10 protein-coding genes are annotated in these 11,883 nt (G+C 70.0%); 7 read left to right on the plus strand and 3 right to left on the minus strand.

Annotation, left to right across the window (positions count from 1 at the left end; genetic code table 11):
* The first annotated feature begins 416 nt into the window (after positions 1-416).
* From ACFWGJ_RS34680 to ACFWGJ_RS34705, 6 genes are all read left to right on the plus strand, one after another.
* On the plus strand, positions 417-1,628 hold the full coding sequence (locus ACFWGJ_RS34680) for a pyridoxal phosphate-dependent aminotransferase (RefSeq protein WP_387332543.1): 1,212 nt from the start codon (positions 417-419) through the stop codon (positions 1,626-1,628).
* Positions 1,629-1,737: 109 nt separating this feature from the next.
* On the plus strand, positions 1,738-2,187 hold the full coding sequence (locus tag ACFWGJ_RS34685) for a hypothetical protein (protein WP_387332545.1): 450 nt from the start codon (positions 1,738-1,740) through the stop codon (positions 2,185-2,187).
* Between the two features lie 637 nt (positions 2,188-2,824).
* On the plus strand, positions 2,825-3,901 hold the full coding sequence (locus ACFWGJ_RS34690; RefSeq protein WP_387332547.1) for a hypothetical protein: 1,077 nt from the start codon (positions 2,825-2,827) through the stop codon (positions 3,899-3,901).
* A 13-nt stretch (positions 3,902-3,914) separates the two neighbouring features.
* Positions 3,915-5,117: a toxic anion resistance protein gene (locus ACFWGJ_RS34695; RefSeq protein ID WP_387332548.1), complete on the plus strand. Its 1,203-nt coding sequence runs from the start codon at positions 3,915-3,917 to the stop codon at positions 5,115-5,117.
* A 110-nt stretch (positions 5,118-5,227) separates the two neighbouring features.
* Entirely contained in the window at positions 5,228-6,727 is a 1,500-nt protein-coding gene (locus tag ACFWGJ_RS34700) for a substrate-binding domain-containing protein (protein ID WP_387332550.1), read from the plus strand.
* On the plus strand, positions 6,714-7,340 hold the full coding sequence (locus ACFWGJ_RS34705; protein WP_387332552.1) for a hypothetical protein: 627 nt from the start codon (positions 6,714-6,716) through the stop codon (positions 7,338-7,340). The genes ACFWGJ_RS34700 and ACFWGJ_RS34705 overlap by 14 nt, the downstream gene beginning before the upstream one ends.
* A 45-nt stretch (positions 7,341-7,385) precedes the next feature.
* On the opposite strand, the gene ACFWGJ_RS34710 is transcribed toward ACFWGJ_RS34705, so the two are convergent.
* The 3 genes from ACFWGJ_RS34710 to ACFWGJ_RS34720 form a co-directional block, all read right to left on the minus strand.
* Positions 7,386-8,114, minus strand: a complete 729-nt coding sequence (locus ACFWGJ_RS34710) for a Mut7-C RNAse domain-containing protein (protein ID WP_387332554.1) — start codon at positions 8,112-8,114, stop codon at positions 7,386-7,388.
* 41 nt (positions 8,115-8,155) lie between these two features.
* On the minus strand, positions 8,156-8,803 hold the full coding sequence (locus tag ACFWGJ_RS34715) for a TetR/AcrR family transcriptional regulator (RefSeq protein ID WP_387332556.1): 648 nt from the start codon (positions 8,801-8,803) through the stop codon (positions 8,156-8,158).
* 76 nt (positions 8,804-8,879) lie between these two features.
* Entirely contained in the window at positions 8,880-9,593 is a 714-nt protein-coding gene (locus ACFWGJ_RS34720; protein ID WP_387332558.1) for a hemolysin III family protein, read from the minus strand.
* Between the two features lie 343 nt (positions 9,594-9,936).
* Between ACFWGJ_RS34720 and ACFWGJ_RS34725 the strand changes: the two genes are divergently transcribed.
* A complete protein-coding gene (locus ACFWGJ_RS34725; RefSeq protein ID WP_387332559.1) occupies positions 9,937-11,778 on the plus strand; it encodes a phosphoenolpyruvate carboxykinase (GTP) in 1,842 nt (613 codons plus the stop codon).
* Positions 11,779-11,883: the final 105 nt, after the last annotated feature.

An 11,883-nucleotide genomic window follows, 5' to 3' on the forward strand; every position in this document is an offset into this window, starting at 1 on the left:
GTGTTACTCCTTGTGATCTGCCCCGGCCGTATCAGGTACCGAGGTCAGTGTCCGAGCAGGCGGCCGCCTGTCGGAGATCCGGACGGAGTCCGGAGGTCTTTCCTGGGGGCGCAGCCCCCTTCCTGGGGGGCGCAGCCCCTCCAGGGGCGCGGGGAACTGCGCGACCAGCCCCCACCGAGCCGCACACGAAAACAGACACACACCCCCACCCCCTAAGGGGCGCGGGGAACTGCGCAATCTTTTGGGCACGCCCCCACCGGGCCGCACCCACATCACAGCCGCCGGGCAGGCACCCCCTCAGGGGCGCGGGGAACGGCGCGGTCAGCCCCACCCACCCGCACCCCCACCCCAAGACGGACGTCTCACGTGGCGGAAACACGGCGCGACAACCCCTACCCGCCCGTAAGCTCACGAACATGCAGGTGATCCAGTCGACCAAGCTCGCCAACGTCTGTTACGAGATCCGGGGCCCGGTCCTTGAGGAGGCGATGCGGCTGGAAGCAGCAGGCCACCGCATCCTCAAACTCAACACGGGAAACCCCGCAGCGTTCGGCTTCGAGTGCCCGCCGGAGATCCTGGAGGACATCCTCCGCAACGTGTCGTCGGCGCACGGCTACGGGGACGCGAAGGGCCTGCTCGCGGCCCGCCGCGCCGTGGTCATGCACAACCAGACCCTCGGCATAGAGACGGACGTCGAGCACGTCTTCATCGGCAACGGCGTGTCCGAGCTGATCGTGATGGCGATGCAGGGCCTGCTGGACGACGGCGACGAGGTCCTCGTACCCGCGCCGGACTACCCCCTGTGGACCGCCGCCGTCTCCCTGTCCGGCGGCACCGCCGTCCACTACCGCTGCGACGAGCAGTCGGACTGGATGCCCGATCTCGCCGACGTGGAGCGGAAGGTCACCGACCGCACCAAGGCGATCGTGATCATCAACCCGAACAATCCGACGGGCGCCGTATACGACGAGGCGATGCTGCGCGGGCTCACGGACATCGCCCGCCGCCACAATCTGCTGGTCTGTTCGGACGAGATCTACGACAAGATCCTGTACGACGAGGCCGTGCACACCCCGACCGCCAAGGTCGCCCCCGACCTGCTCACGCTCACGTTCAACGGGATGTCGAAGGCGTACCGCGTGGCCGGGTACCGCGTGGGGTGGATGGCGATCTCCGGGCCGCGGGCGCACGCCGACTCGTACATCGAGGGGCTGACGATCCTCGCCAACATGCGGCTCTGCGCGAACATGCCCGGTCAGCACGGTGTCGTCGCCGCTCTGAGTGGCCGGCAGACCATCAACGACCTCGTCCTGCCCGGCGGGCGGCTGCGCGAGCAGCGGGACGTGGCGCACAAGCTGCTGACCGAGATTCCGGGCGTGACCTGCGTGAAGCCGAAGGGTGCGCTCTATCTCTTCCCCCGTCTCGACCCGAAGGTCTACAAGATCAAGGACGACCGGCGGATGGTGCTGGACCTGTTGCGCGGCGAGAAGATCATGGTCGTGCAGGGGACGGGCTTCAACTGGCCGGAACCCGACCATTTCCGGGTCGTCACGTTGCCGACCGCCCGGGATCTGACGGACGCGGTGACCCGGATCGGGAACTTCCTGGACGGCTACGGACAGAACTGACACCTGGTCACCCAGCGTGGTCGGGTGGCTCCCTTTTCGGAGTCTGCTCAACTTTAGACGAAATCTAAGCTAGGATGGCTTCCTGTCAGAGCACAGGAGGCCATCTCCCATGTACGAACCGATCCGCACCAAGTCGGTCCACACGATGGCCGGCACCGCCGACTTTCCCCATCGGTCGCGCGAGGAGGAGCTGGACATCCAGCTCGCCGGTCATCTGGCGGCACTGCTCGCGGTCACGGACGAGCTCCGCGGACTCGAACCGTCCGCCTCCGCCGAACTCGACGCCGCCGCGGAGCGGCTGGCCGAGCAGGTGACGCGGCTGCGTGGCGGGCGTCCGCCCGTCCGTGCGGCGGTCGCGTCCGCCGTCGGTGGCGGTCGTGGGCCGGTGTCCGCCGGGTTGCACCAGCGGGCGCATGCCCTTGCGGGGCGGGCGCTTGTCGTTGCCGCGTCCCGGGCGGATACGGCGGGGGCGATTCTGGCCGCGCAGCGCATGGATGCGCATGCGGCTGCCGTCGCCGTCGCCGCTGCCGCCGCGGAACCGGCGCTCACCGTCGGCTGAGCGTCCGGTCCCCCGATCGGCCCCGGTCCGCGCGCACCCGCAGCGACGTGCGGGCCGGGTGCCACGCATGTGGTGAAGGGCCGCACCCTGATGGGTGCGGCCCTTCTTCACACTGCGCGCACCGCCCGCTTCCCGCCTGCGGCCCGGCGGGGGCTACCCGCGCAGTTCCCCGCGCCCCTCAAGAGCAGGGCTACGCCCTGAGATCCCCCTGCAGCCCGTCCGCGGCCTTTCGCCCGTCCGCGGCCCCTCAGCCCGTCCGCAGCCTCCCAGCCCGTCCGCGGCCTCTCAGCCCGTCCGGCGTTTGAGGACCGGGGGTTTGGGGGCTGGCCCCCAAGTCTTTTCAGCCCGTCCGGCGTTTGAGGACCGGGGGCCCGGGGGCTGGCCCCCGAATCAGTGACCCGCAGGGACCGGACTCGCGCGCCCCGAAGTCCTTTCAGCCCGTCCGGCGTTTGAGGACCGGGGGTTTCGGGGCTGGCCCCCAAGTCCTTTTAGCCCGTCCGGCGGAGGACCGCGGGACGCTGGGGCGCGCGGCCCCAGAACGGAACGCTCCGGTCCGGTTGCGTACTGGGATGCGGTCGTCACCCCTTGTTCATGCGAAGCAACAGGGAACGTTGGGTTCCGGGAGCACGCTCCCGACGTGAGACGAATCATCGCCATCGTCCTGGCGGTATTCCTGATCGGCGGAGTGGCAGCAGCCGTCGTAGCGGGTCGCGAAGACCAGGACAGCAGCACGGCAACGAAGACCGTGCGGGGAGTGATCGGGTCGGAGAAGGCGGAGTTCTTCGCCGACCCGGATGTGGTGAAGGCCCTGGCTGCCAAGGGCTACACCGTGGAGACGGAGACCTCCGGGTCCTGGGCCATGGAGGGACTCGACCTCAAGGGGTACGACTTCGCGTTCCCCTCCAGCCAGGCGCCCGCCGGGGAACTCGCCTCGAAGTACCACGTACGGCAGCCCCTGCCACGCCCCTTCTACTCGCCCCTCGTGGTCGTGGCACACCGCAGCGCCGCCGAGGTACTGGCGGCCAACGGCCTGGCGGCTCTGGGCGGGAAGGGCAACGGCTCTCTGCACATGGGCGCCTATCTCAAGGCGGCCGGGGGCGACCGGACCTGGCAGCAGCTCAAGGGTGCGCAGAAGCACGGTGAGTTGAGCGGAACGCTGTTCATCTCCAGCACAGATCCGACCAGTTCGAACTCCGGCGCCCTGTACCTCGCCGCCGCCTCCTACGTCGCCGACGGCGGCCGGGTCGCCGACGGCACCGCCGCGGTCGGCCGCACCGCGCCCCTGATGCGCAAGCTGATCAGCGTCCAGGGCTCCCAGCAGACCAGCACGGACGCGGCCTTCCGCGACTTCGTCAGCGGTGTCGGCAACCCGTTGGTCCTCGTGTACGAGTCCCAGGTCGCCGCCCTCCTCGCGGGCGGACAGGGCGTCGACGACCTGGTCGTCCTCTACCCGGACACCACCGCCAACAGCGACCACACGGTCGTCCCGCTCACGGCGGACGGCCGCGCCCTCGGTGAACTGCTGGGGACCGACAAGGAGTTGCGGCGGCTCGCGGTGCGGCACGGGTTCCGGCCCCAGGGCGCCGCCGCCGAGTTCACGGCGGCCACCGACGCCCACACCACCTACCTCAACCAGACGCTGACCGGTGTCCGGCAGGTGCCCGTGCCCGCCTCCAAGGTGCTGCACGAGATGGCACGCCGGGCCCGGGACTAGGGGGAAACCGCACATGAGCACCATCGGGAACGCGAACAAGGACACGACCGGGGACACCTTCACCCTCACCCCTCCCGAGGCCGTCGCGGCCGTGCCGAAGGAGAGGGCCGGCGGGCTCGTACCGGTCGACGAGTCCGTCCGTACGGACATGGCGCGCAAGGCCGCCGAGTACGTCGACGGGCTCGCCGCGCTCGACGCCCGCTCCCCCGCGTTCGCCGGGAAGATCGGCGAGATCGTCGCGCTCGGCTCCGGGGAGATGCGCGGCGCCGCCGCCCAGTCGAACCGCATGCTGGAGCGCACGATCCGCGCCCTGCCCGCGAACGGTGAGGACGCCCAGTCCCGCGTCTCGTCCTCCCTCGTCGAACTACGGCGCACCGTCGAGGACCTGGACCCGCGCGACCTGCCCGGCGGCCGGGCCCGCAAGCTGCTGTCCCGGCTGCCCGGCGGCAACAAGCTCCGCGACCATGTGGCCAAGTACGCGTCCGCGCAGGGCACGTTGAACAGGATCGTGGGCTCGTTGCGCGGCGGCCAGGACGAACTGCGGCGCGACAACGCCGCCCTGCAGACCGAACGCGTCCGCCTCTGGGACTCGATGGGCAAGCTCCAGGAGTACGTCGTCCTGACCGAGGCGCTGGACGCGGCGGTCGAGGGGCACATCGGTGGGGTGGAGGCGCGGGATCCCGCGCAGGCGGACACCCTGCGCGCCGACGTCCTCTTCCCCGTACGGCAGAAGCACCAGGACCTGCTCACCCAGCTCGCGGTGTGCGCCCAGGGGTATCTGGCGATGGACGTCGTGCGCCGCAACAACGAGGAGCTGATCAAGGGCGTCGACCGCGCGGCCACCACCACGGTCTCCGCTTTGCGCATCTCGGTCATGCTCGCCTCGGCCCTCGACAACCAGCGCAAGGTCGTCGAGCAGGTCAACGCGCTGCGCGGCACGACGGAGGACCTCATCCGCGGCAACGCGGAGATGCTCGCCACGCAGAGCGGCGAGATCCAGCGCATCGCCGCCGACCCCGCCGTGGGGGCGGAGACGCTCCGCTCGGCCTTCCAGCAGATCTACCAGACCCTGGACACCATCGACACGTACAAGGCCCAGGCCACGGAGACGATGGCGGCGACGGTCGAGTCCCTCACCTCGGAACTCCAGCACGCCACGGCGTACTTGGAACGCAGCCGCACACAAGGCGCCCTGGACGGAGGCCACCTCACATGAGAGACCCTCGCACTCCTGCACCCCGCTGGTCCGTGGGCAGGCGTTCCGCAGGGCGGAACAGGTGGGCACGGACCACCCACGGAGCAGCAGCCGCCATCGCGCTGGCAGTAATGACCGCCGGATGCACCTCAGCCGTAGAAGGGCCAAGCCCTTCAAGCAGCAAGCCGGAGCCCGGCACGCTGCGCATACTCGCGTCAAGCGAACTCGCCGACATGGCCCCCGTCCTGGACCAGGTCCACAAGGACACCGGCATCAAGGTCGAGCCCACCTACATCGGCACGCTCGATGCCGTCGACCTCCTCGCGAAGGGCAGGGTGAAGGGCGCGTACGACGCCGTCTGGCTGTCCTCGAACGACTACCTCCGCCTCACCCCCGCCGCCGCGAAGCAGGTCGTGTCCGAGACTCCCGTGATGTCCAGCCCGCTGGCGATCGGGGTGAAGCCCGCCACCGTACGGAAGCTGGGGTGGAAGCCCGAGGACGTCACCTGGGCCGATGTCGAGAAGGCGGTGCGCGGCGGCCTGACCTACGGCATGACCGACCCGTCCCGCTCCAACTCGGGCTTCTCCACCCTCGTATCCGTCGCCTCGGGTCTGTCCGACGCCCAGTCCGCGCTGACGGACGCCGATGTGAAGGAGGCGACGCCCCGGCTGGCGGAGTTCTTCAAGGGGCAGAAGCTGACGTCCGGTTCGTCGGGCTGGCTGGCGCAGGCGTACGACCGGCGCGGTGACGTCGACGCGCTGCTCAACTACGAGTCGGTGCTGGAGTCGAGGAAGGACCTGACGGTGATCCGGCCGCGGGACGGGGTCGTCACCGCCGACTATCCGATCTCCTCGCTCACGAACACGGGCCGGGAGGTCCGGGAGGACGTCAGGCGGCTCACCGAGGCCCTGCGCACCCCGGCGACCCAGCGGCTGATCACCGAGCGGACGCTGCGCCGGCCCGTCGTGCCGTCCGTGCGGCCCGCCGCGGGGCTCGACACCACCAGGCGCCGCGAACTGCCGTTCCCGGGCAGCCGTTCCGTCGCGGACGGGCTCCTCGACGCGTACGAGAACAAGCTGCGCCGGCCCTCCCGGACCGTGTACGTGCTCGACACCTCGGGCTCGATGGGTGAGGACGGGCGGCTCGGGCGGCTGAAGAAGGCGCTCACGGACCTGACCGGCGACTTCCGCGAACGCGAGGAGGTGACGCTGATGCCGTTCGGCTCGGCCGTCAAGAGCGTACGCACGCATGTCGTGCGGCCCGAGGACCCGCGTTCGGGGCTCGACGCGATCCGCAGTGACACACGGGCGTTCACCGCGGAGGGCGACACCGCGATCTACACGTCGCTGCAGAAGGCGTACGAGCAGCTCGGGGCCGATGCCGACACGTTCACGTCGGTCGTGCTGATGACGGACGGCGAGAACACGGAGGGTGCGAGCCCGGCGGAGTTCGACGGGTTCTACGGGCGGCTGTCCGCGGCCGAGCGGCGGATTCCCGTCTTCCCGATCCTGTTCGGCGACTCCGACCGGAGCGAGCTGGAACACATCGCCGAGCTGACCGGCGGCCGTCTCTTCGACGCGCGGAAGGGCTCGCTGGACGGCGCCTTCAAGGAGATCCGTGGCTACCAATGAGACCAGCGGGGCCGGCAAGGCCAACGGACTCCTCGGCTTTCTGGAGTCCCGTAAGAACCTCACCGGCAGCGCCTGCGGGATCGCCGGTCTCGGGCTGACCTTCGCAGGAGTCGCGGGTGCGTACTGGCCCGTCGTCGTCGTAGGTCTGTACGGGGCGGGCGCGCTGATCGCCCCGCCGGAGCGCCCGCCGCTGCCGGACTTCCCGGATCCGTCCGCCCAGTTGGACGAGATCCGGGCCGACTTCGGGAGGTTGCGGGCCTATCTCGCGGACGTCGAGCTGCCGCCCGCCGCCGCCGGGCGGCTCACCGAGCTGACCGAGCTGCTGGCGGCGCTGCTCGATCCGGGGTGGGTCGCGGAGATCCTCGCGCAGGACCCGGAGGGGGTGCACGCGCTGTCCCGGGCCGTGCGCACGGATGTGCCGGAGGCCGTCGACACGTTCGTACGGACGCGGTGGTGGGTGCGGCTCGCGCCCGGTACGGAGGCGCCCGAGCGGCATCTTGAGCGGCAGCTGACGCTGCTGCACGAGGAGGCGGAGGCCCTGGCCGCCGGTCTGCGGGAGACGGAGGCCCGGCGTCAGGAGTCCCACACCCGCTATCTGGAGGGCCGGGCGTAGGCGAGGGCGGGTGGCGAGCGGTCCGCGTCGGCCTGCGGGGTGGGCTCAGGGGGCGCCGAACTCCGTGAGCGCCCGGTCCACGATCGCCTCCAGCTGCTCGTGGTGGGCGCCCCGCCAGTACGCCCGCCCGCACTGCGCGCACTGCGCGAACACGTCGTAAGACCGTCGCGTACCCCCTCGAAGTTGCTCGGCGACCTCGTCCTTCGAGGCCTCCGTGAGCAGTCCGTTGCACGCGGTGCAGCGGGTCCAGGGGTGCAGGGCGGGGGCGAAACGGCCGAGGACGTCCCGTAGCTGTTCGTCCGGTCGGGTGCTGTAGACGAACGCCCCCGCCCACAGCTCCCGGCGCCGCAGCAGGCCGCGGTCCCGGCTGAGCATCACCCGCCGCTCGGCCGCGGATCTCGCCGCGAGAGCGGGGTCGCCGATGTCCAGCGACTCGTACGCGGCGTCGACGCCGAGCAGTCGCAGCCTGCGCGCCAGCGTGCCCAGGTGGACGTCGAGCAGGAAGCGCAGAGGGGCGCCCGGCACCGGCTGGGGGCGCTCGACCGCGCGGACCTCGACGGAGTCGGCCGGCGCGGGCAGATGCGAGACGGTCACCGGGCTGCCGTTCACCACGAGTTCCCCGACCTCGGTCAGCGGGACGCCCAGCGACTCCACGACGTGGCCCAGCGTGGAGGAGCCGTCGGTGGCGACGGGCGTGGCCCCCGACCGGCGTCCGTGCGGGACGAACACCCGCAGTCCGGGGGCGAATTCGACATGGATCTCCGGTCCGTTCACCGGGTCAGGATGACATGCGGGGCAGGTCCGTGGCCTCAGGGTTATCCCGGAGCGAGCCCTTGTTCCAGGACGTCGAGGGCCCGGTCGACAAGGGCGCCGAGGTCGTCCTCGTGCCCGTGCTCGGCCCAGTACAGGGACGCCTCCGTCAGCGCGCCCACCAGGGACATCGCGGCGACGCGCACCTCGAAGCCGTCAGGTGCCCGGCCGGTGCGCTCGCCGATGACCTGGCAGAGCAGGCGGCCGGTGACGGCCATGCTCTCCGTCATCCGGGTGCGCACGGCAGGCACCTCGACCATCAGCCTGGTGCGCAGCCGGGCCGCCTCCGCTTCTTCCGGGGCGGGGGCGCCGAGGGCCATGCCTGCCCTGAACACGTGCCGGAGGGAGTCGAGCCACGGTTCGCCGGGCGGACGGGCGCGCAGCTGCGCCACCAGGAGCGGGGCGTACTCGTCCGTGAGGACGATGTCCTCCTTGGCCGGGAAGTAGCGCAGGACCGTGGACGGCGAGACCTCGGCGCGCTCGGCGATCTGCTCGATCGTCGTCGCGTCGTACCCCTGCTCACGGATCAGCGCGTACGTCGCTTCACGGATGGCCGTGCGCGTCTTGATCTTCTTGCGCTCACGCAGTCCCGGCCGGGGGCCCGCCGCGGGAGCGGCGGGGGTGGCGGGAGGCGGAGTACGTGCGGCCGTCATGGCGGTCATTGTCGGGCATCCGCCGAGGCCGGTGCCATGTCACGGCCGGGACGGTCGTACCGGAGGGCCGCCGTGGCTATCCGTACTGGTAGGCCACCATCGAGATGCCGATGTAGTGCGCGATGAACGCGGCGAGCGTGAACGAGTGGAAGACCTCGTGGAAGCCGAACCACCGCGGTGACGGGTTGGGGCGCTTGAGCGCGTAGATCACTCCGCCGGCGCTGTAGAGGAGCCCGCCCACGATCACCAGGACCAGGACGGCGATACCGCCGGCCCGCATGAAGTCGGGGAGGAAGAAGACGGCGGCCCAGCCCATCGCGATGTAACAGGGGGTGTAGAGCCAGCGCGGCGCGCCGATCCAGAAGACCCGGAAGGCGATGCCCGCGAGGGCCGCGCCCCAGATACCCCACAGCAGCCACTTCCCCTTGCTCTCCGGGAGCAGCAGCATCGTCAGCGGTGTGTACGAGCCCGCGATGATCAGGAAGATGTTCGCGTGGTCGAGTCTGCGCAGCACGCCGTCCATGCGCGGGCTCCAGGTGCCGCGGTGGTAGATCGCGCTGACTCCGAACAGCAGGCAGGCCGTCAGGACGAAGATCGCGCAGGCCGCACGGGCGCGGGTCGAGCCGGCGAGGGCCGTCAGGACCAGGCCGGAGATCAGGACCGCAGGGAACATTCCGGCGTGCAGCCAGCCGCGCAGTCTTGGTTTGACGGGGTGCGGCAGGGAGAGCGCTTCGGCGACACGGTCGACGACCGGCGATTCCGCTGAGGCGTCGGGGCTGGGCGCAGTCATGCCCTCCATCGTACCTACGGAACCGTAAGTTACGCGTCAGCCGACCGCCGGAAGTGCGCCAAGTGGCCAGCGTCTCACGCGAGTGCCCGGCGGCGAGTGGTGATGCTCACGCTGCTCAGGTGTGAGGCCCTCTGGACATATGCGCGGACCCGTCGGATGATCAAATGAGTGCGGTCGGCACCGGATGAGCGCCAGGAAGATCGATATCCACCGAAAAGATCGATAAGGGTCGGTAAAAATCCGTGACGATCGGTCACGATCGGTGAGTATCGGTTACGTGAAGCATCCGGGTCGCAGCCCCCACGGGGCACAAAAAACAAAAACCCCTCATCTAGGAGCGATCGTGGCGCGCGACATCGCGGCTCCCTCTTCTTCCGACACCGTCCCCACCCACCATCAGGAACTGATCTCGTGGGTCAACGAGATCGCCGAACTGACGCAGCCGGACAGCGTGGTCTGGTGTGACGGCTCAGAGGCCGAATACGAGCGACTGAGCGAGGAGCTCGTCCGCAAGGGCACCTTCAGGAAGCTCGACCCGATCAAGCGCCCGAACTCCTACTACGCCGCCTCCGACCCGACCGATGTCGCCCGGGTCGAGGACCGGACGTACATCTGCTCCGAGGACGAGGCGGACGCCGGCCCGACGAACCACTGGAAGGACCCCGCCGAGATGCGGGAGGTCTTCCGGGGCAAGGAGGGCAACGGGGGGATCTTCCGCGGCTCGATGCGCGGCCGGACGATGTACGTCGTCCCGTTCTGCATGGGCCCGCTCGGCTCCGACCTCTCCGCCATCGGGGTCGAGATCACCGACTCCGCGTACGTCGCCGTGTCCATGCGCACCATGACCCGGATGGGCCAGCCGGTGCTGGACGAGCTCGGCTCCGACGGTTTCTTCGTGCGTGCTGTGCACACGCTCGGGGCGCCGCTGGAGGAGGGCGAGGCGGACGTGCCGTGGCCGTGCAACCCCACGAAGTACATCTCCCACTTCCCGGAGACCCGCGAGATCTGGTCGTACGGCTCCGGGTACGGCGGCAACGCGCTGCTCGGCAAGAAGTGCTACGCGCTGCGCATCGCCTCCGTCATGGCCCGGGACGAGGGCTGGCTCGCCGAGCACATGCTCATCCTGAAACTCACGCCTCCGCAGGGAGAGTCGAAGTACGTCGCCGCCGCGTTCCCGAGTGCCTGCGGCAAGACGAACCTCGCGATGCTGGAGCCGACCGTCCGCGGCTGGACCGTGGAGACCATCGGCGACGACATCGCGTGGATGCGCTTCGGCGAGGACGGGCGGCTGTACGCGATCAACCCCGAGGCCGGTTTCTTCGGGGTCGCGCCCGGCACCGGTGAGCACACCAACGCCAACGCGATGAAGACGCTGTGGGGCAACTCCGTCTTCACCAATGTCGCCCTGACCGACGACAACGACGTGTGGTGGGAGGGCATGACGGAGGAGACGCCCGCCCATCTGACGGACTGGAAGGGCAACGACTGGACCCCCGAGTCGGGTGTCCCGGCCGCCCACCCGAACGCCCGGTTCACCACGCCCGCCGCGCAGTGCCCGATCATCGCGCCCGAGTGGGAGGACCCGCGGGGCGTGCCGATCTCGGCGATCCTCTTCGGTGGCCGCCGGGCCACGGCCGTGCCGCTGGTCACGGAGTCCTTCGACTGGAACCACGGTGTCTTCCTCGGGGCGAACGTGGCCTCCGAGAAGACCGCCGCCGCCGAGGGCAAGGTCGGTGAGCTGCGCCGCGACCCGTTCGCGATGCTGCCGTTCTGCGGCTACAACATGGGCGACTACATGGGCCACTGGGTCGATGTCGCCAAGGGCAAGGACCAGGCGAAGCTCCCGAAGATCTACTACGTCAACTGGTTCCGCAAGAACGCCGAGGGCACGTTCGTCTGGCCCGGCTTCGGCGAGAACAGCCGGGTCCTGAAGTGGATCGTGGACCGGCTCGACGGGCGCGCCGAGGGTGTCGAGACGCCGATCGGGGTGCTGCCGGCGAAGGGCGCGCTCGACACGGAGGGTCTCGAACTCTCCGAGTCCGACCTCGACTTCCTGCTCACGGTCGACAAGGAGGTCTGGCGTGAGGAGGCGGCGCTGGTGCCTGAGCATCTGAACACGTTCGGGGAGCACACGCCGGTGGAGCTCTGGGACGAGTACCGGGCGCTGGTGAAGCGCCTCGGCTGACGCCCACCGTTTGTCTTGTGGAAGCGCCGTCGCTCAACGGATAAAAGGTACCCCGGGGATAACAGGCTGATCGTCCCCAAGAGTCCATATCGACGGGATGGTTTG

Origin of the sequence: Streptomyces sp. NPDC060205 (genome assembly GCF_042728395.1) — a bacterium.
Classification (GTDB): domain Bacteria; phylum Actinomycetota; class Actinomycetes; order Streptomycetales; family Streptomycetaceae; genus Streptomyces.